The organism is Variovorax sp. P1_H2, from assembly GCF_056405295.1.
Genome location: NZ_JBFUCJ010000068.1, coordinates 19,054 through 38,783, shown reverse-complemented (window position 1 = coordinate 38,783; position 19,730 = coordinate 19,054). Strand labels below are relative to the sequence as shown.

The 19,730-nt window shown below is 67.2% G+C and carries 17 protein-coding genes and 1 pseudogene; 7 read left to right on the top strand and 11 right to left on the bottom strand.

Features of this window, described 5'->3' with window-relative positions; all coding sequences use genetic code 11:
* A pseudogene (locus tag AC1D2E_RS21630) lies at positions 1 to 610 on the bottom strand (hypothetical protein); the annotation flags it as partial.
* A gap of 148 nt (positions 611 to 758) precedes the next feature.
* On the opposite strand from AC1D2E_RS21630, the gene AC1D2E_RS21625 reads away from it, so the two are divergent.
* Genes AC1D2E_RS21625 through AC1D2E_RS21605 form a run of 5 tightly spaced genes read left to right on the top strand, consistent with a single transcriptional unit; the run spans position 759 to position 6,267 of the window.
* Positions 759 to 2,279 carry a 3-hydroxyacyl-CoA dehydrogenase gene (locus AC1D2E_RS21625; RefSeq protein ID WP_478199292.1) on the top strand — a complete coding sequence of 507 codons (1,521 nt, stop codon included), beginning with the start codon at positions 759 to 761 and terminating at the stop codon, positions 2,277 to 2,279.
* A gap of 10 nt (positions 2,280 to 2,289) precedes the next feature.
* The gene (locus AC1D2E_RS21620) at positions 2,290 to 3,069 is read left to right on the top strand and encodes an oxepin-CoA hydrolase, alternative type (RefSeq protein WP_478199291.1); all 780 of its coding nucleotides are present in this window, start codon (positions 2,290 to 2,292) and stop codon (positions 3,067 to 3,069) included.
* A 56-nt stretch (positions 3,070 to 3,125) separates the two neighbouring features.
* A complete protein-coding gene (locus tag AC1D2E_RS21615) occupies positions 3,126 to 3,848 on the top strand; it encodes a Crp/Fnr family transcriptional regulator (RefSeq protein ID WP_478176472.1) in 723 nt (240 codons plus the stop codon).
* Between the two features lie 9 nt (positions 3,849 to 3,857).
* The gene (locus AC1D2E_RS21610) at positions 3,858 to 4,946 is read left to right on the top strand and encodes a phosphotransferase (protein ID WP_478199290.1); all 1,089 of its coding nucleotides are present in this window, start codon (positions 3,858 to 3,860) and stop codon (positions 4,944 to 4,946) included.
* 46 nt (positions 4,947 to 4,992) lie between these two features.
* Positions 4,993 to 6,267: an acyl-CoA dehydrogenase family protein gene (locus AC1D2E_RS21605; RefSeq protein ID WP_478199289.1), complete on the top strand. Its 1,275-nt coding sequence runs from the start codon at positions 4,993 to 4,995 to the stop codon at positions 6,265 to 6,267.
* A 51-nt stretch (positions 6,268 to 6,318) separates the two neighbouring features.
* On the opposite strand, the gene AC1D2E_RS21600 is transcribed toward AC1D2E_RS21605, so the two are convergent.
* The 5 genes from AC1D2E_RS21600 to AC1D2E_RS21580 form a co-directional block, all read right to left on the bottom strand.
* Positions 6,319 to 6,807 carry a GNAT family N-acetyltransferase gene (locus AC1D2E_RS21600; protein ID WP_478199288.1) on the bottom strand — a complete coding sequence of 163 codons (489 nt, stop codon included), beginning with the start codon at positions 6,805 to 6,807 and terminating at the stop codon, positions 6,319 to 6,321.
* Between the two features lie 10 nt (positions 6,808 to 6,817).
* Positions 6,818 to 8,152 carry a phosphoglucosamine mutase gene (gene glmM / locus AC1D2E_RS21595; protein WP_478199287.1) on the bottom strand — a complete coding sequence of 445 codons (1,335 nt, stop codon included), beginning with the start codon at positions 8,150 to 8,152 and terminating at the stop codon, positions 6,818 to 6,820.
* A 7-nt stretch (positions 8,153 to 8,159) separates the two neighbouring features.
* A complete protein-coding gene (gene folP, locus AC1D2E_RS21590) occupies positions 8,160 to 9,005 on the bottom strand; it encodes a dihydropteroate synthase (RefSeq protein ID WP_478199286.1) in 846 nt (281 codons plus the stop codon).
* 61 nt (positions 9,006 to 9,066) lie between these two features.
* Complete coding sequence (ftsH, locus tag AC1D2E_RS21585) at positions 9,067 to 10,986, bottom strand: ATP-dependent zinc metalloprotease FtsH (RefSeq protein ID WP_478199285.1); 1,920 nt, start codon at positions 10,984 to 10,986, stop codon at positions 9,067 to 9,069.
* A gap of 148 nt (positions 10,987 to 11,134) precedes the next feature.
* Positions 11,135 to 11,803: an RlmE family RNA methyltransferase gene (locus tag AC1D2E_RS21580; RefSeq protein ID WP_478199284.1), complete on the bottom strand. Its 669-nt coding sequence runs from the start codon at positions 11,801 to 11,803 to the stop codon at positions 11,135 to 11,137.
* Positions 11,804 to 11,823: 20 nt separating this feature from the next.
* Between AC1D2E_RS21580 and AC1D2E_RS21575 the strand changes: the two genes are divergently transcribed.
* The gene (locus tag AC1D2E_RS21575; protein WP_478176480.1) at positions 11,824 to 12,303 is read left to right on the top strand and encodes a YhbY family RNA-binding protein; all 480 of its coding nucleotides are present in this window, start codon (positions 11,824 to 11,826) and stop codon (positions 12,301 to 12,303) included.
* 2 nt (positions 12,304 to 12,305) lie between these two features.
* On the top strand, positions 12,306 to 13,070 hold the full coding sequence (locus AC1D2E_RS21570; protein WP_478199283.1) for a glycosyltransferase: 765 nt from the start codon (positions 12,306 to 12,308) through the stop codon (positions 13,068 to 13,070).
* A 29-nt stretch (positions 13,071 to 13,099) separates the two neighbouring features.
* Here AC1D2E_RS21570 and AC1D2E_RS21565 read toward each other — a convergent pair whose 3' ends face one another.
* The 5 genes from AC1D2E_RS21565 to carA form a co-directional block, all read right to left on the bottom strand.
* Positions 13,100 to 13,510 carry a DUF4149 domain-containing protein gene (locus tag AC1D2E_RS21565; RefSeq protein WP_478199282.1) on the bottom strand — a complete coding sequence of 137 codons (411 nt, stop codon included), beginning with the start codon at positions 13,508 to 13,510 and terminating at the stop codon, positions 13,100 to 13,102.
* 16 nt (positions 13,511 to 13,526) lie between these two features.
* On the bottom strand, positions 13,527 to 14,003 hold the full coding sequence (gene greA, locus AC1D2E_RS21560) for a transcription elongation factor GreA (protein WP_478199281.1): 477 nt from the start codon (positions 14,001 to 14,003) through the stop codon (positions 13,527 to 13,529).
* Between the two features lie 63 nt (positions 14,004 to 14,066).
* Positions 14,067 to 14,936, bottom strand: a complete 870-nt coding sequence (locus tag AC1D2E_RS21555) for a Kdo hydroxylase family protein (RefSeq protein ID WP_478199280.1) — start codon at positions 14,934 to 14,936, stop codon at positions 14,067 to 14,069.
* 283 nt (positions 14,937 to 15,219) lie between these two features.
* On the bottom strand, positions 15,220 to 18,462 hold the full coding sequence (carB, locus tag AC1D2E_RS21550) for a carbamoyl-phosphate synthase large subunit (protein ID WP_478199279.1): 3,243 nt from the start codon (positions 18,460 to 18,462) through the stop codon (positions 15,220 to 15,222).
* Positions 18,455 to 19,639 carry a glutamine-hydrolyzing carbamoyl-phosphate synthase small subunit gene (gene carA / locus AC1D2E_RS21545; protein WP_478199278.1) on the bottom strand — a complete coding sequence of 395 codons (1,185 nt, stop codon included), beginning with the start codon at positions 19,637 to 19,639 and terminating at the stop codon, positions 18,455 to 18,457. Before carA ends, carB begins: the two co-directional genes overlap by 8 nt.
* Positions 19,640 to 19,730: the final 91 nt, after the last annotated feature.

Sequence of the window (19,730 nt, the reverse complement as noted above, 5' to 3'; positions counted from 1 at the left end):
GCCTGGCTGCGACGCGCGCGGCAGGCGCAGGCGCAGGCGCAGGCAGTGCCGCAGCGCGCCTTGACGCCGCGGCGGGATCGGCCGCGGCACGACGTGGCGCGGGCGGCGCATCGGCCGCCGGCTGGGTGCGCGGCGCAGGCGGATTGCTGCGTCGGGGCGCCGGTGGCGAAGCGCCGTTCTCCGGGCCGGCGAGCCCTCCATCCCCCGCCGCGGCGCGAGAGGCGGTGCGTGCGGCTGGCCGCGGCGCTGGCGCGAACTCGGGCATCTGGCGGGCCGCGGGTGCCGTCGCCGCGGGCAGCGCGGCATCGACCGGCACATCGGCCAGCAGCACGTAGTTGCGAATGGACTTCAGGTCGCAGCCGGCCCTGAGGGTCAGCGTGACCACCGGCTCCTCGATCGGCACTGTCGAACGGACACGGGCGCGGGATCCCGTCGACCCGGTCTCGAACGATACGGTCACGCGCCGGTCGGAGATCGCGGTGTCGCCCTGCAGCACGTCGGCGTGGAGGCACAAGGATTCGCCGCCCTCCGCCGCGTCGACCGAAAGCGGAATCACCACGTCCAACGGCTTGCCGATCCAGACGGCGCCTAGGGGCCGTCCGATCGTCAAGGCGGATGATTCAAGGGCGAGGCCGAAAATGAGCAGGCTCGCCGCGCGTCGTGGGAATTGCAAAATGGGCTGCCGCAATAGCAATCGAAAGTTGACACATTCTGACACGAGGGTCAGGGGCGAACATTCATAGAGAGACAATTATCAAATGACCGTGAAATTTTCCAACGTCGGCGTCATCGGTGCCGGTGCCATGGGGCGAGGCATCGCCCAGATCGCGGCGCAAGCCGGGAGTCGGGTGCTGCTGCTCGACAGCTTCGAAGGCGCCGCGGCACGCGGGCGCGAGGCCCTGCTCGCGCAGTGGCAGAAGCAACTCGACAAGGGCAAGCTCGACGCGGCCCAGCGCGACGCCCTGGCTGCGCGCGTGCTGGCCGTCGACTCGGTGCAGGCGCTCGCCGCCTGCGACCTGGTGATCGAAGCCGTGGTCGAGGACCTGGAGGTCAAGCGCCAGCTGTTCCGGCAACTCGAGACCGTGGTCTCGTCGTCGGCCACGCTGGCCACCAACACATCTTCGCTGTCGGTGACCGCGATCGCGGCCGCCTTGAAGCACCCGGGGCGGATGGCCGGCTTCCACTTCTTCAATCCGGTGCCGCTGATGAAGGTGGTCGAGGTGGTGGCCGGCTTCAAGACCGAGCCCGAGCGCTGCCGTCAACTGGCCGCCTACGCCGAGCAGATGGGCCACAGTGCGGTGCAGGCCAAGGACACGCCCGGCTTCATCGTCAACCACGCCGGTCGCGGCTACGGCACCGAGGCGCTGCGCATCGCCGGCGAGGGCGTGGCCGACTTCGCCACCATCGATCGCATCCTGCGCGACCAGGCGGGTTTTCGCCTCGGCCCCTTCGAACTGCTGGACCTGACCGCACTCGATGTCTCCCATCCGGTGATGGAGTCGATCTACCACCAGTACTACGAGGAGCCGCGCTTCCGTCCCAGCATCATCACGGCACAGCGTCTGGCCGCAGGCGCGCTGGGCCGCAAGACCGGCGAAGGCTTCTATCGCTATCCCGATGGCGAGATGCAGAAGCCGGCCGAGCCGCCGGTGCCGAAGGTCGACGCCTTGCCGCCGGTCTGGGTCTCGCCGCGCGCGGCCCGTCGTCCCGAACTGCTGCGACTGGTGCATACGCTGGGCGCGCAGCTCGAAAGCGGTGCCGCGCCTTCCGCCACGGCGCTGATCCTGGTCGCGCCCCTCGGCTTCGACGTCACCACCGTGGCCGCGGTCGAGCGGCTCGACGCCACCCGCACGGTCGGCATCGACCTGATGGTGGACGACGCGGCCACCAAGCGCCGCGTGCTGGCGACCAACCCGGCCACCCGGCGCGACATGCGCGATGCGGCGCACGCCCTCTTCGCCGGCGACGGCAAGGCGGTCAGCGTGATCCGCGACAGCGGCGGCTTCGTCACCCAGCGCGTGGTGGCGACCGTCGTGAACATCGCCTCCGACATGTGCCAGCAGGGCGTTTGCTCGCCGGCCGATCTCGAGCTCGCGGTCCGGCTCGGGCTCGGCTACCCGCAGGGGCCGCTGGCCATGGGCGACCTCTACGGCCCGACCAACATGCTGGAAGTCCTGTTCAACCTGCAGACCGTCTACGGCGATCCGCGCTATCGCCCGAGTCCGTGGCTGCGCCGCCGCGGCGCCCTCGGCCTGAGCCTCACCCACCTCGAAGAGTAAGCAAAGCACCATGACCGCAGAACTCAAAAGCACCAGCGAAGGGGGCACCATGGTGCTGACCCTGTCCAACCCCTCGATGCGCAATGCGCTGGGCCCCGAGATGTACGCCGCCGGCATCGAGGCGCTGAACGGCGCCGAGAGCAGCCAGGAGATCAAGAGCGTCGTGATCGTCGGCGAGGGCAAGTGGTTCTGCGCCGGCGGCTCGCTGCAGCGGCTGTCGGCCAACCGCGACCGCGAGCCCTCGGTGCAGGCCGAGAGCATCGAGGCGCTCCATACCTGGATCGACTCGATCCGCACCTTCCCGAAGCCGGTCATCGCGGCGGTCGAGGGCGCGGCGGCCGGCGCCGGCTTCTCTCTGGCACTGGCCTGCGACTTCGTGGTGTCGGCGCGCGATGCGGTGTTCGCGGCGTCGTACAGCAACGTCGGCCTGTCGCCGGACGGCGGCCTGAGCTGGCACCTGGCGCGGGCGCTGCCGCGCCAGCTCGCGAGCGAATGGCTGATGCAGGGCGAGCGGGTGGAGCCGGCGCGCCTGCATCAGCTCGGCCTGGTCAACCAGCTGACCGAGAACGGCCAGGCGTTGGCCGCCGCGCTGGCGCTGGCCGCCAAGCTCAATGCCCGGGCGCCGAATGCGCTGGCCAGCATCAAGGAATTGCTCAGCGACGCCCGCGGCGCGACGCTGGTGTCGCAGCTGTCGCAGGAGCGCGACCACTTCGTGCGCAACCTGCACCACCCCAACGCGGGCATCGGCATCTCCGCCTTCCTCGCCAAGGAGACGCCCCGCTACGAATGACGGGCGCGTCGCTCCCGTGACAACCCCTAGCCTTTCAGTCACCGACAGGACAGTCCATGGACGACCCCATTCTTACCATCGAAGAACGTGAAGCGATCAACAGTGGTCGCTGGTTCTCCTCCCTTTCACCTTCTTTGCGCCACGACATCCTCCGATGTGCATTCGTCAAACGCTACAAGGACGGCGAGCTGATCGCCGCTCGCGGCGATCCGCCCGAACAGTGGATCGCCTGCGCGAAGGGCGCGGTGCGCGTGAGCTCGACGGCAGTCTCGGGCAAGCAGGTGACGCTGACCTACGTCGAGCCGGGCATCTGGTTCGGCGACGTGGCGATCTTCGACGGCGACCGGCGCACGCACGATGCCTATGCGCATGGCGACACCACGATCCTGTGCGTGGCGCGGGCCGATTTCCAGAAGATCCTGTCGAACCACGTCGAGCTCTACGAAGCCCTGATGCGGCTGCAGGCGCGCCGTATCCGGCAGCTGTTCGGGCTGGTCGAGGACCTCAATACGCTGCCCTTGCGCGCTCGCCTGGCCAAGCAGCTGATCCATCTGGTGCGCAGCTACGGCGTGCCGAACCTGGCGGACGGCAGCCAGATGCGCATCGGCCTGCACCTGGCCCAGGAGGAGCTCGCCCAGTTGCTCGGCGCCTCGCGCCAGCGCGTCAACCAGGAGCTCAAGGCGATGGAGCGCGAGGAAGCGATCCGCATCGAATCGGGCGGGCTGGTGGTGCTCGACCGCGCCGCGCTGATGCGCATCTCCGAAGCCGATGACCAATAAAGAAGAGACATGACCCAGGACTTCGACAATTTCGTCGGCACGCGTGCCGTCTCGCAGCAGCACCTCGTCGACATCGACGCCCTGACCGCCTGGCTCGAGAAGAAGCTCGAGGGCTTCAAGGGTCCGCTCTCGGTCGAGATGTTCAAGGGCGGCCAGTCGAACCCGACCTACAAGCTCGTGACGCCGTCGCAGAGCTACGTGATGCGCGCCAAGCCGGGCCCGACCGCCTTGCTGCTGCCGTCGGCGCACGCGGTCGAACGCGAGTTCAAGGTCATGAGCGGCCTGGCCGGCACCGACGTGCCGGTGCCGAAGATGTATTGCCTCTGCGAGGACGAATCCATCATCGGCCGCGCCTTCTACGTGATGGAGTTCATGGCCGGCCGTGTGCTCTGGGACCAGTCGCTGCCCGGCATGGACAACGCGACCCGCACCGCCATCTACGACGAGATGAACCGCGTCATCGCGGCGCTGCACACGGTCAAGTTTGCCGAGCGCGGCCTGGCCGACTACGGCAAGCCCGGCAACTATTTCGAGCGCCAGATCGGCCGCTGGAGCAAGCAGTACGTGGCCTCGGTCACGCAGCCGATCCCCGAGATGGATCGGCTCATGGAATGGCTGCCGGCCCACATCCCGGCCAGCGCTCGCGACGAATCGATGAGCTCGATCGTGCACGGCGACTTCCGCCTCGACAACCTGATGTTCCACGCGACCGAGCCGCGCGCCATCGCGGTGCTCGACTGGGAACTGTCGACGCTCGGCCATCCGCTGGCCGATTTCAGCTACCACTGCATGGCCTGGCACATCCCGCACGCGATGTCGCGCGGCATCGGCGGACTCGACCTCCAGAGTCTGGGCATTCCGACCGAGAGCGAATACATCCGCCGCTACTGCGACCGCACGGGCCTGACGACGCCCGAGGCGCTGGCGCCCGACTGGAACTTCTACCTGGCCTACAACCTGTTCCGCATCGCGGCGATCCTGCAGGGCATCGCCAAGCGGGTCGAGGCCGGAACCGCATCGAGCGAACAAGCCGTGGCATCGGGCCGCGGCGCGCGACCGATGGCCGAAATGGCCTGGCAATTCGCCAAGAAAGCATGACCGGCGCGGCGCGGGCCGCCTGAGCATTTACCCACCTGGAGACGACATGGACTTCGAATACTCGGCCAAGACCAAAGAGCTTCAAAAGCGCGTCAGCGCTTTCATGGACGAGCACATCTACCCCGCGGAGCCCGCGTACGCGGCCGAGCTGGCGGCCAACACGGCGGCCGGCAAGCGCTGGAGTGCGCTCGAAACGGTCGAGAAGGTCAAGGCCAAGGCCAAGGCGCAGGGGTTGTGGAACCTGTTCCTGCCGGTCGACAGCGCCGCCGCCTCGGGCTACGCCGGCGCCGGCCTGACCAACCAGGAATACGCGCCGCTGGCCGAGATCATGGGCCGGGTGCCATGGGCCAGCGAAGCCTTCAACTGCTCGGCGCCCGACACCGGCAACATGGAAACCATCGCGCGCTACGGCTCCGAAGAGATCAAGGCACGCTGGCTCAAGCCGCTGCTCGAAGGCGAGATCCGCTCCGCCTTCGCGATGACCGAACCCGACGTCGCATCGAGCGACGCGACCAACATCTCGACCCGCATCGAGCGCCAGGGCGACGAGTACGTGATCAACGGCCGCAAGTGGTGGATCTCGGGCGCTGCCGACCCGCGCTGCAAGGTCTTCATCACGATGGGCAAGTCGGAACCCGACGCGCCCAAGCATTCGCAGCAGAGCATGGTGATCGTGCCGGCCGATGCCAAGGGCATCAAGATCCTGCGTCCGCTCAACGTGATGGGCTATGACGACGCACCGCACGGCCACGTCGAGATGCTGTTCGAGAACGTGCGCGTCCCGGTCGGCAACATCCTGCTCGGCGAGGGCCGCGGCTTCGAGATCGCCCAGGGCCGCCTCGGCCCGGGACGCATCCACCACTGCATGCGCCTGATCGGGCTGGCCGAGCGCGCGCTCGAACTGATGTGCAAGCGTGCCAGCTCGCGCGTGGCCTTCGGCAAGACCGTCGCCTCGCAGACCGTGACGCAGGAGCGCATCGCCGAAGCCCGCTGCAAGATCGACATGGCGCGCCTGCTGACGCTCAAGGCGGCCTGGCTGATGGACGTGGCCGGCAACAAGGTTGCAAAGACCGAGATCGCGATGATCAAGGTCGTGGCGCCGAACATGGCCTGCCAGGTGATCGACTGGGCGATGCAGGTGCACGGCGGCGGCGGCATGTGCGACGACTTTCCGCTCGCCTATGCCTACGCCGGCGCCCGCACGCTGCGCTTCGCCGACGGCCCGGACGAGGTGCACCGCAACGCGATCGCCAAGTGGGAACTGGGCAAGTACGCACCGGCCAAGCCCGGGGACGACGCCATGCCCGTGACCCGGTTCTGATCGAACCCATTGAATCGAGCCGCCGCGCACCCTCGGGTGCCGGCGGCTTTTTCACAGCTTCTTCTGGAGGAAAAGCGCCGAGCCGAAGGCGGGGTCGAGCTGGTAGCGCTGGAAGCCCTCGCGCTCGTAGGCGCGCAGCGCGCTCGGGTTGCCCGACAGCACTTCCAGCGTGAGCTTGCAGGCGCCGCGGGCGCGCGCCTCGGCCGCGACCCGTTCCAGCATGCGTTGCGCCACCCGCTGGCCGCGGTGGCTGGCCAGCACGACCACGTCGTGCACGTTGACCAGCGGTCGGCAAGCGAAGGTCGAGAAGCCCTCGATGCAATTGACCAGCCCGATCGGCTGCTCGCCTGCGTAGGCCAGCACGCTGAAGGCCTGGGGCCGCGCCGCGAGCGCCTCCGGCAAGCCGGCGAGCACCTCCGGCGCCAGTGGCTCTCCCCCGCCTGCGGGATCCCGCGCATAGGCGTCGAGCAGGTTCACGACCGCTCGCGCGTGCGCAGGGTCGCGATAGTCGGCCATCACGATGTCGATCTCGTTGCCCATGGCCGGCGCTCTAGGCGAGCTTCACCGTCTCCGCGWTGCGGCGCGCACAGGCCTCGGCCTGCGCCGCATCGCGCGCCTCGACCATCACGCGCAGCAGCGGCTCGGTACCGCTGGCACGGATCAGCACCCGTCCGCTGTCGCCGAGCTCTCGCTCGGCGCGCTCGCTCTCGGCGGCCAGCGCCTTGTTGGCTTTCCAGTCCTGCCCCTCGGCGAGGCGGACATTGATGAGCGTCTGAGGGAAGAGGCTCACGCCGGCCAGCAGTTCGCCCACGCGCCGCCCGCTGCGCACGCAGGCCTGCAGCACCTGGAGCGCGCTCACGATGCCATCGCCGGTGGTGTGCCGATCGAGCGCGAGCAGGTGGCCCGAACCCTCGCCGCCGAGCAGCCAGCGGCGCTTCTCGAGCTCTTCGAGCACATAGCGGTCGCCGACCCTGGCACGCACGAACTCGATGCCCTGCCGCTTCAGCGCCATCTCGATCGCCTTGTTGGTCATCAGCGTGCCGACCACGCCGGCCGGCTTCTCGCCGCGCGCGATGCGTTCCATCACCATCAGGTAGAGCAGCTCGTCGCCATTGAAAAGGCGCCCATCGGCATCCACCAGCTGCAGACGGTCGGCATCGCCGTCGAGTGCGATGCCGTAGTCGGCGGCATGGGCGCGGACCGCGGCAATCAAGGCCCCGGGATGGGTGGCTCCGACGCCCTTGTTGATGTTGAGCCCGTCGGGCGCGCAGCCGATGCTGACCACGTCGGCACCCAGCTCATGGAAGACCTGCGGCGCCACCTGGTAGGCGGCGCCGTGGGCGGCGTCGACCACCAGCTTCATGCCGCGCAGCGTGAGGTCGTTGGCGAAGGTGCTCTTGCAGAACTCCGTGTAGCGCCCCGGCGCATCGTTGAGCCGGCGCGCCTTGCCGAGTTGCGCCGAGTCGGCCCAGACCGGGGCTTCCTCGAGGGCCGCCTCGACCGCCAGCTCCCATTCGTCGCTGAGCTTGGTGCCCTGGGCGCTGAAGAACTTGATGCCGTTGTCGGGAAATGCGTTGTGGCTGGCGCTGATCACCACGCCCAGGCTGGCGCGCTGCGCGCGCGTCAGATAGGCGACGCCGGGCGTCGGCAGGGGTCCGAGCAGAACGACATCGACGCCGGCCGAATTGAAGCCGGATTCGAGTGCCGATTCGAGCATGTAGCCCGAGATGCGGGTGTCCTTGCCGATCAGCACGGTCGGTCGTGCCTCGGTCTTCTTGAGCACGCGACCGACCGCATGCGCGAGCCGCAGCACGAAGTCCGGCGTGATCGGCGGCTGGCCCACCGTGCCGCGAATGCCGTCGGTACCGAAATACTTTCTTGTCATTGCTTTTCTATCCTTGTTGCTGCGTCATCGCCCGCCACACGGCGAGCGCGGCGACGGTCTCTCGCACATCGTGCACGCGGACGATGGCGGCGCCCCGTTCGACCGCCAGCACCGCCGCGGCCACGCTGGGAACCATGCGTTCGCCGGCAGCGGCAATGCCGGTGACGGTGCCGAGCGAGGACTTTCGCGACCAGCCTGCCAGCACCGGCCAGCCGCCTGCGAGCAATTCCCGCTGGCGCGCCAGCAGCGCGAAATTCTGTTCGACGGTCTTGCCGAAACCGATGCCCGGGTCGAGCACGATGCGCGACGCGTCGACCCCGAGTCCGGCCAGCGCCTGCGCCTGCCGCTCGAGGAAGCTGCGCACGACGGGCACCACGTCGCCCTCCATCGGCGCCGCCTGCATCGTCTGCGGATCGCGGTGCATGTGCATCAGGCAGATCCCGCAAGAAGGATGCGCCGCCGCCGCCTGCATCGCGCCGGGCCGCCGAAGCGCCCAGACGTCGTTGACGATGTCGACACCCAGGTCCAGCACGGCGCGCATCACCTCCGGCTTGTAGGTATCGACCGAGATCGGCACCCCCAGCGCGACCGCCTCGCGCACCACCGGCAGCACGCGCGCAAGTTCGGCGTCGAGCGGCACGGCCGGACTGCCGGGCCGCGTCGACTCGCCGCCGATGTCCAGGATGTCCGCGCCCTCCTCGACCAGCCGCACGCAATGCGCGACCGCGTCCGCTGTCGACGCATGCGCCCCGCCGTCGGAAAACGAGTCGGGCGTGACGTTGACGATGCCCATCACCTGGGGTCGCGCGAGGTCGATGGCGAAGCGCGCCGTGCGCCACACTGAAACAGTCATGCGCGGTGCCCGACCATGAAAAACGGGGCCAGAGGCCCCGTCGATTGCCAGAGCATCATGCTCAGGCGGCGGTCGGTGCCGGATCGGGGGTCACCGCCGGCGTGCCGCCACTGCCGCCGCCGCTGTTCGACGGCGGGATGCGCGGGGTCCAGTCCTTCGGCGGGCGCGGTGCACGGCCGGCCATGATGTCGTCGAGCTGCTCGGTGTCGATGGTTTCCCATTCGAGCAGGGCCTTGGCCATGGCGTGCATCTTGTCGCTGTTCTCCTCGATCAGGCGGCGCGCCAGGGCGTACTGCTCGTCGATGATGCGGCGGACTTCGGCGTCGACCTTCTGCATGGTCGACTCGCTCATGTTGGTGGTCTTGGTGACCGAGCGGCCCAGGAACACCTCGCCTTCGTTCTCGGCATAGACCATCGGACCCAGCGATTCGGTCATGCCATAGCGCATCACCATGTCGCGGGCGATCTGGGTCGCGCGCTCGAAGTCGTTGCTGGCGCCGGTGGTCATCTGGTGCATGAACACTTCCTCGGCGATGCGGCCGCCGAACAGCATGCTGATCTGGTTCAGCATGTACTCGCGGTCGTAGCTGTAGCGGTCCTGCGCCGGCAGGCTCATGGTGACGCCGAGTGCGCGGCCGCGCGGGATGATGGTCACCTTGTGCACCGGATCGCACTTGGGCAGCAGCTTGCCGATCAGCGCATGGCCGGACTCGTGGTAGGCCGTGTTGCGGCGCTCTTCCTCGGGCATCACCATGCTCTTGCGCTCGGGGCCCATGAAGATCTTGTCCTTGGCCTTCTCGAAGTCCTGCATCTCGACCACGCGCGCGTTGCGGCGTGCGGCCATCAGCGCGGCCTCGTTGCAGAGATTGGCCAGGTCGGCACCCGACATGCCGGGCGTGCCGCGGGCGATGATGCTCGCGTTGACATCCTGGCCGAGCGGCACCTTGCGCATGTGGACGTTGAGGATCTGCTCGCGGCCGCGGATGTCCGGCAGCGTCACGTAGACCTGGCGGTCGAAACGGCCGGGGCGCAGCAGGGCGGCGTCGAGGATGTCCGGGCGGTTGGTCGCAGCCACCACGATCACGCCGAGATTGGTCTCGAAACCGTCCATCTCGACCAGCATCTGGTTCAAGGTCTGTTCGCGCTCGTCGTTGCCGCCACCGAGGCCGGCGCCGCGCTGGCGCCCGACGGCGTCGATTTCGTCGATGAAGATGATGCAGGGGGCGTTCTTCTTGGCGTTCTCGAACATGTCGCGCACACGGGCCGCGCCGACGCCGACGAACATCTCGACGAAGTCGGAACCCGAGATCGAGAAGAACGGCACCTTGGCCTCGCCGGCGATGCTCTTGGCCAGCAGGGTCTTGCCGGTGCCGGGAGGGCCGACCAGCAGCAGGCCGCGCGGAATCCGGCCGCCGAGTTTCTGGAAGCGGGCCGGATCCTTCAGGAAGTCGACCACTTCCTTGACTTCTTCCTTGGCCTCGTCGCAACCCGCGACGTCGGCGAAGGTGACCTGGTTGGTGTTCTCGTCGAGCATCCGCGCCTTGCTCTTGCCGAAGCTGAAGGCGCCGCCCTTGCCGCCGCCCTGCATCTGCCGCATGAAGTAGACCCAGACGCCGATCAGCAGCAGCATCGGACCCCAGCTGACCAGCAGCGTCATCAGGAGGGAGCCCTCCTCGCGCGGCTTGACGTCGAACTTGACGTTGTTGGCGATCAGGTCGCCGACCAGGCCGCGGTCGAGGTAGGTGGCGGTGGTGCGGATCTTGCGGTCGTCATTGGTAATGGCGACGATCTCGCTGCCTCCCTGGCCTTCCTGGATGGTCGCGCTCTTGATGCGGTTGCCGCGAACTTCCTCGAGGAAGTCGCTGTAGCCGATGTTGCCCGCACCGGCTGCGCCGCGGGTGTCGAACTGCTTGAACACAGTGAACAACACCATCGCGATGACAAGCCAGACGGCAACTTTGGAAAACCACTGATTGTTCAAACGAAACTCCAGTCGGGGGCGCGCAAAAAATAGGACTCAAAAAAGCGCACTGTGGGCGGCAATTGGCGACTATTTTAGGCTTTTCAACCTGCGAAAACCCGTAAATTCCCCAGAGCAGCCATAGGGCACAAGCGGTTTTTGGTACGTATCAATTGGTATCAAGGCCTTTGAGGCCGATCCCGACCATGAAGGTCTCCGACGACTTGTCGCGCGAAGCCTTGGGTTTGATGGGCTTTACGGTGCGGAAGTTGTCCTTGAAGAGCCGGGTCAGCTCGGCGTAGCCGCTGCCGTGGAACAGTTTCGCGACCAGCGCGCCCTCGGGCTTCATGTGGTGGCGGGCGAAATCGATGGCCAGCTCGATCAGGTGGGCGATGCGCGCGGTGTCCGCCGAGGCGATGCCCGAGAGATTGGGCGCCATGTCCGAGACCACGACGTCGGCCAGCCGGCCGCCCATGGCCAGGGCCAGCTTCTCCAGCACATCCGCCTCGCGGAAATCGCCCTGCAGGAAAGTGACGCCCTCGATCGGCTCCATCGGCAGGATGTCGAGCGCGATGATGGTGCCGGCCAGCTCGCCCGAAGCGGCGCCGGCAGGAGCCATCCGGCGCCTCACGTACTGGCTCCAGGCGCCCGGCGTGGAGCCGAGGTCGACCACCAGCTGCCCCGGCCGAATGAGTCCCAGCGTCTCGTCGATCTCCTTCAGCTTGTACGCGGCACGGGCGCGATAGCCCTCCCGGTTGGCCAGTTTCACGTAGGGATCGTTGAGGTGATCGTGCAGCCACGCCTTGTTCAGCTTCTTGGATTTGGGTTTGGGGTTCATTGACACTCGATAATACGGGGATGCCCGCCATTCAACTTACCCCTGCGCAGCGCAAGGTGCACCGCTCCGAAGCGCACCATCTGGACCCGATCGTCATGATCGGCGGCGACGGGCTGACCCCTGCCGTCCTCAAGGAGGCCGATGCCGCGCTCAAGGCCCACGGCCTGATCAAGGTGCGCGTGTTCTCCGACGACCGCGCCGCCCGCGAGGCCATGCTCAAGACGATGTCCGACGAACTGGACGCCGCCCCGATCCAGCACATCGGCAAGCTGCTGGTGCTGTGGCGGCCGATCCCCGAGAAGGAGCGCACGGTCGACGAGGACCGCATGCCCGGGCCGCGCGACGTCAAGGTGATCAAGTACAGCAAGCGCGCCGGCCAGCGCCCGGAGATCAAGACCCTGCGGGTGCTCGGCAACCAGCGGCTGACGCCCGGCGGCACGATCAAGCGCGCCAAGGCCAAGCGGCCGCTCTCGGCCAAGAAACGGAACCAGGCAGACTGAGGATGCCGAGCCAGACTGCGGGCAAGCCCCAGCGACACGTCCTGTGCATGAAATGGGGCGCCAAGTACGGGCCCGACTACGTCAACCGCCTCTACGCGATGGTTCGGCGCCATCTCACCGGCGACTTCAGCTTCGTCTGCCTGACCGACGACCCCAAGGGCATCCGCAGCGAAGTCAGCTGCTTCCCGATCCCGCCGCTGGACCTGGAGCTGGCCCCGGGGCAGCCGGACCGGGCCTGGAAGAAGCTGACCACCTTCGAAGCCGACCTGTACGGCCTGCGCGGCACGGCGCTGTTCATCGACCTCGACGTCGTGGTGGTGGGCCCCCTGGACGACTTCTTCGAGCAGCCGGGCCAGTTCCTGATCATCCACGACTACGAGCGGCCCTGGCGGCGTCGGCGCATCACCGGCAACTCGTCGGTGTACCGCTTCGAAATCGGCGCGCATCCCGACGTGCTGGCGAACTTCCGCCAGAACATGGACAAGGTGCAGGCCGAATACCGCAACGAGCAAGCCTACCTGTCGGACTTCATGTACCGGCAGGGCAAGCTCGCCTACTGGCCCGAGGCCTGGTGCCCGAGCTTCAAGTACCACGGCATCCCGACCTGGCCGACCAATTACTGGCGCGAGCCCTTCGTGCCGGAAGGCGCGCGGATCATGGTCTTCCACGGGGAATGCAACCCGCCCGACGCCCTGGCCGGACGGCGCAACCGGCGCTTCCGATTCATCCGGCCGGCGCGCTGGATCACGCGCTTCTGGAAGGCCTGATCAGGCCCCCCCGGCAGGGCTGCCCTCGATCAGGAGCGGCGCCCCATCCGCCACAGCAGGACACCGGCACAGAGCCACTGGCCCAGGTACATGGCGCTGCCGAGCGCGTGCCAGAGCTTGAGGTTCTCGCGCGCCAGGATCCGCGGCGCGACCGCGTACTGCTGCAGCAGCGCCAACAGCAGCGCGGTGACGATCCAGCCGATCGCGGTTCGGGCCGGCCCGTCGATCCGCTCGCCGGCCTGAGCCCGGAAGTGCACCAGCAGCACCAATCCGCAAGCCAGCGCCACCCAGGTCTGGGCCGCGAACAGCTGGCCCGCCATGTTGCCGGCCACGGCCGGACTGCCGAGCCGGGCGAACAGCATCGGCACCACCAGGAAGCCGATGGCGGAGAGGCTGCCCCACCAGAAGGCGGCGACCAGCAGGGCGATGCGGTCCTTCATGCGCGCAGGATGCCGGTCAGAGGTAGCTGACGGCGACGATCTCGTAGCGCTTGACGCCACCGGGCGCCTGCACCTCCGCGGTGTCGCCCTCTTCCTTGCCGATCAGCGCCCGCGCGATCGGGCTCGAGACGTTGACGAGCCCGAGCTTGAGGTCGGCCTCGTCCTCGCCGACGATCTGGTACTTGAGCGCCTCGCCGGTCTTCTCTTCCTCGAGTTCGACCGTGGACCCGAACACCACCTTGCCGCCGGCGTCGAGTGCGGTCGGATCGATGACCTGGGCCGCCGACAGCTTGCCTTCGATGTCCTGGATGCGGCCCTCGATGAAGCCCTGGCGGTCCTTGGCGGCCTCGTACTCGGCGTTTTCGCTCAGGTCGCCCTGGGCCCGGGCCTCGGCGATCGAGTTGATGACCCATGGGCGGTCGACCGTCTTGAGTCGTTGCAGTTCTTCGCGCAGCTTCTCGGCGCCGCGCTTGGTGATCGGGATGGTTGCCATTTCGTTGCTCCAGAAAGCGAAACCGCCGAACGCTGCCGTTCGGCGGTCGAAGGGAGAAAAAAGTCAGACGAGCGTGCGTCCGGTCAGCCGGCTCAGGATTGCGAGCGGGCTGGATTGGGGATTGTATTGCCTTGCGGCGGGCAGATGGAGTGTCTGCTCGAGCATGTACTGGCCCGACATCACGGCATGCGAGGTCTGGTCGGAGAAGCAGACCCACACCGACCCGGCCGGGAACGGCACGGTCTGCTGCTCGCATTTCTGCTGGTAGTCCAGGTCGGACTTCATGCCGTCGTGCAATTGCAGCATCAGGTGGTCGTACTCGCTGCGCAGCGACTTGGTCACGCGCAGCGACCGCAGCAGCTTCGCCTGCCAGCGCGAATAGGGCTTGGCCCGCGGCAGGAAACGCCGGGCGACCATCTCGAAGGGCTCACCGACCCGCCAGACGCGCGGCGCGCCCTGCGGATTGACGTTGGTGAACACGCGCAGGATGCGCTCGCCATAGTTGGGACGCGAGGGAAAGGCGTCGACGTGCAGCCGGCGATCGTCGGCGCGCCATGACTGGACCCGGGTCTCGACCTGCGCCGGCCGGTAGCTGGTGGGCGCCATCCGGAGCGCCGGCACGTAGTGCGGCAGCAGGCCGTGGATCAGCCCCTTCGCCTGGGTGCGGAAGCGCCCGATCATCGCCGCCACCGCCTGTTGCCGCGCTTCGTCGCCGGCCACGCCCTTGATGCGTCCGCTGGCGTCGAGGCTGATGTTGCGCACGTCGGGCGACAGCACGGCGGGCGACAACAAGGCCTGTTCCTCGGCCAGCAGGTCGAAGCCGAGCCGCGGGAAGTACAGCACCTTGCCCGCCTCGAGCGCCGCGATCCACGCCTCGTTCGGCGTGGCGGCGCTCCAGTCGTCAAGGGCAAGCTCTACGAGCTGGGTGTCCATGCAAAAAACTCCTTCGACGCGATTCTGTGCTCACCCAGCCCGCAAGGCCCTGCGCTCGATCAAGGGCAAGCGCAGCAAAGCCCGTTCCAGAAACACCGCGGAACCGGCTTTGCCGGGCCGCTGGTGTTGCCCCCGGCAGGGGGTGGGCGCCCCGACACGAAGTGCGGGGCAACCTGGGGGCGAGCAACAGCCCCACCGCGGAACCGGCTCCGCCGGGCCGCTGGTGTTGCCCCCGGTCGGGGGTGGGCGCCCGACACGAAGTGCGGGCAACCTGGGGGCGAGCTCAGTGTTCGAGCAACTGTTCATGCATCTCCTGGATCGAGATCACGCCGAGCTCGTCCATGTGCTGCATGCCCTCGACCGCGGCTTCGGCACCGAAGATGGTCGTGAAGGTGGTCACGCGAGCCAGCAGCGCCGAAGTGCGGATCTGGCGCGAGTCGGCGATCGCGTTGCGGCGCTCTTCCACCGTGTTGATGACCAGCGCAATCTCGTTGTTCTTGATCATGTCGACGATGTGCGGACGACCTTCGGTGACCTTGTTGACCACCGCGCAGGCGATGCCCGCGGCGCTGATCGCCGCCGCCGTGCCCTTGGTCGCGATCAGCACGAAGCCGAGCTTCGCAAGGCCGCGGGCGACTTCGACGGCCCGTGCCTTGTCGTTGTTCTTGACCGAGATGAACACCTTGCCGGACTTCGGCAGGATGGTGCCGGCGCCGATCTGCGACTTCACGAAGGCCTCGCCGAAGGTCTTGCCCACGCCCATCACTTCGCCGGTGGACTTCATCTCGGGGCCGAGAATGGTGTCCACGCCCGGGAACTTGACGAACGGGAACACGGCTTCCTTGACGCTGAAGTAAGGCGGCGTGACTTCCTTCGTCACACCTTGCGACTTCAGCGACTGGCCCGCCATGCAGCGGGCCGCGACCTTCGCCAACTGGATGCCGGTCGCCTTGCTCACGTAGGGCACCGTGCGCGACGCGCGCGGGTTGACCTCGAGCACGTAGATCACGTCCTTGCCGTCCTTCTCCTGGATCGCGAACTGGACGTTCATGAGGCCGACCACGTTCAGCGCCTTGGCCATTGCGGCGCTCTGGCGCTTGAGTTCGGCCACGGTGTCGGCCTTCAGGCTGTAGGGCGGCAGCGAGCAGGCGGAGTCGCCCGAGTGCACGCCGGCCTGCTCGATGTGCTCCATCACGCCGCCGATCAAGGTGGTGCCTTCGGCATCGCGCAGGCAGTCGACGTCGCATTCGATCGCGTCGTTGAGGAAGCGGTCGAGCAGCACCGGCGAATCGTTGCTGACCTTGACCGCTTCGCGCATATAGCGCTCGAGGTCGCGCTGCTCGTGGACGATCTCCATCGCCCGGCCGCCGAGCACGTAGCTCGGGCGCACCACCAGCGGATAGCCCAGCGCGGCGGCCTTTTCGAGCGCCTCGGGCTCGGTGCGCGCGGTGGCGTTCGGCGGCTGGCGCAGGCCGAGCTCGTGCAGCAGCTTCTGGAAGCGCTCGCGGTCCTCGGCGGCGTCGATCATGTCGGGGCTGGTGCCGATGATCGGCACGCCGTTGGCTTCCAGGTCGAGCGCGAGCTTGAGCGGCGTCTGGCCGCCGTACTGCACGATCACGCCGGTCGGCTTTTCCTTGTCGACGATCTCGAGCACGTCCTCGAGCGTCAGCGGCTCGAAGTACAGGCGGTCGCTGGTGTCGTAGTCGGTCGACACGGTCTCGGGGTTGCAGTTGACCATGATGGTCTCGTAGCCGTCCTCGCGCATCGCGAGCGCGGCATGCACGCAGCAGTAGTCGAACTCGATGCCCTGGCCGATGCGGTTGGGCCCGCCGCCGAGCACCATGATCTTCTTGTTGGTGGTCGGCGCGGCCTCGCACTCGTCCTCGTAGGTCGAGTACATGTAGGCGGTGTTGGTCGCGAACTCGGCCGCGCAGGTGTCGACCCGCTTGTAGACCGGGCGCACGCCGAGAGCGCGGCGCTTCTCGCGGATCGCGGTGTCGGTGGTCTTCAGCTGGCGCGCCAGGCGGCGGTCGGAGAAGCCCTTCTTCTTCAGCGCGAGCAAGGTCGCCTTGTCGATGTCGTCCAGCGACTTCGTTTCCAGTTCGAGCTCGATCTTCACGATCTCCTCGATCTGCACCAGGAACCACGGATCGATCTTGGTCAGCGCGAAGACTTCGTCGACGCTCAGGCCCATCGCGAAGGCATCGCCGACGTACCAGATGCGGTCGGGGCCGGGCTCGCCGAGCTCCTTCTCGAGCACTTCGCGGTCCTGCGTCTTCTCGTTGAGGCCGTCGACGCCGACTTCCAGCCCGCGCAGCGCCTTCTGGAACGACTCCTGGAAAGTGCGGCCCATCGCCATCACCTCGCCGACAGACTTCATCTGCGTCGTCAGGCGCGAGTCGGCCTGCGGGAACTTCTCGAACGCAAAGCGCGGGATCTTGGTCACCACGTAGTCGATGCTGGGCTCGAAGCTCGCGGGCGTGGCGCCGCCGGTGATCTCGTTGCGCAGCTCGTCGAGCGTGTAGCCGACCGCCAGCTTGGCCGCCACCTTGGCGATCGGGAAGCCGGTCGCCTTCGACGCCAGCGCCGACGAACGCGAGACGCGCGGGTTCATCTCGATGACGACCATGCGACCGTCCTTCGGGTTGATCGAGAACTGCACGTTCGAGCCGCCGGTGTCGACGCCGATCTCGCGCAGCACGGCCAGCGAGGCGTTGCGCAGGATCTGGTATTCCTTGTCGGACAGCGTCTGCGCGGGTGCGACGGTGATCGAGTCGCCGGTGTGCACGCCCATCGGGTCGAGGTTCTCGATCGAGCAGACGATGATGCAGTTGTCGGCCTTGTCGCGCACGACTTCCATCTCGTACTCTTTCCAGCCGAGCAGCGACTCTTCGATCAGCAGCTCGTTGGTCGGCGAGGCTTCCAGGCCGCGCTTGCAGATGGTGTCAAACTCTTCGGGGTTGTAGGCAATGCCGCCGCCGGTGCCGCCGAGCGTGAAGCTCGGGCGGATCACGACCGGGAAGCCGACCGTCTTCTGCACGGCCCAGGCCTCGTCGAGCGAATGGGCGATGCCCGAACGCGCCGAACCCAGGCCGATCTTGGTCATCGCGTCCTTGAACTTCAGGCGGTCCTCGGCCTTGTCGATGGCCTCGGGCGTGGCGCCGATCAGCTCGACCTTGTACTTGTCGAGCACGCCGTTGTGCCACAGGTCGAGCGCGCAATTGAGCGCGGTCTGGCCGCCCATGGTGGGCAGGATCGCAAAACCACCTGGATTGAGTTGACGCTCCTTGGCGATGATCTTCTCGACCGTCTGCCAGGTGATCGGCTCGATGTAGATGACGTCGGCGGTGGCCGGGTCGGTCATGATCGTCGCCGGATTGCTGTTGATCAGGATGACCTTGTAGCCCTCCTCGCGCAGCGCCTTGCAGGCCTGCRCGCCGGAGTAGTCGAACTCGCAGGCCTGGCCGATGATGATCGGGCCGGCGCCGATGATGAGGATGCTTTTCAGATCTGTGCGCTTAGGCATTCTTCTGTCCTTCTTTGTGACTTTGCATGAGTGCCGTGAAGCGATCGAACAGGTAGCCGATGTCATGCGGGCCGGGCGAGGCCTCGGGGTGGCCCTGGAAGCAGAACGCGGGCTTGTCGGTACGAGCCATGCCCTGCAGCGTGTTGTCGAACAGGCTGATGTGGGTCGGGCGCAGGTTGGCCGGCAGGCTCTTCTCGTCGACCGCGAAGCCGTGGTTCTGGCTCGTGATGCTGACGCGGCCGTTGTCCAGGTCCTTCACGGGATGGTTGGCGCCATGGTGGCCGAACTTCATCTTGAAGGTCTTGGCGCCCGATGCGAGCGCCATGATCTGGTGCCCCAGGCAGATGCCGAAGGTCGGGATGCCGGTTTCGATCAGTTCCTTGACCGCCGCGATCGCGTAGTCGCAGGGCTCCGGGTCGCCGGGGCCGTTGGCCAGGAAGATGCCGTCCGGACGCAGCTTGAGCACGTCGGCCGCCGAGGTCTGCGCCGGCACCACCGTGATGCGCGCGCCGCGCTGGGCGATCATGCGCAGGATGTTCTTCTTGACGCCGTAGTCGAAGGCGACGACGTGGAACTTGGGCGTGATCTGCACGCCGTAGCCCGAACCGAGCTTCCACTCGGTCTGGGTCCACTCGTAGGTTTCCTGGACCGACACCACGCGGGCGAGGTCGAGGCCGGCCATGCTGGGCACGGCCTTGGCGGCGGCCACGGCCTTGTCGATCAGCGCCTGGCTGACCGTTTCGCCCTCGGCCAAGCCGAGGATGCAGCCGTTCTGGGCGCCGTTCGTGCGCAGGTGGCGGGTCAGCTTTCGGGTGTCGATGTCGGCGATCGCGACCGTCTTGCCGCGCACCAGGTAGTCGCTCAGGGTGGCGGTGCGGCGGAAGTTCGACGCCACCAGCGGCAGGTCCTTGATGATCAGGCCGGCGGCATGGATCTTGTCGGACTCGATGTCTTCCTCGTTGACGCCGTAGTTGCCGACGTGCGGATACGTGAGGGTCACGATCTGCTGGCAATAGCTCGGGTCGGTCAGGATTTCCTGGTAACCGGTCATGGCGGTGTTGAACACCACCTCGCCGGTCGTGGSGCCGGTGGCGCCGATCGAGTTGCCGAGAAAGACCGTGCCGTCTGCAAGCGCCAGGATGGCGGGCGGGAATTTTCCCTTGAGAGACAAAAGCACTGGGATCTCCGGATGGATGACGCCCAAAGCGAACCCAAGTCGTCAGGAAACGTGAACCTGACTGTTGGGCTGCGACTTTCGTCGAGGAGTT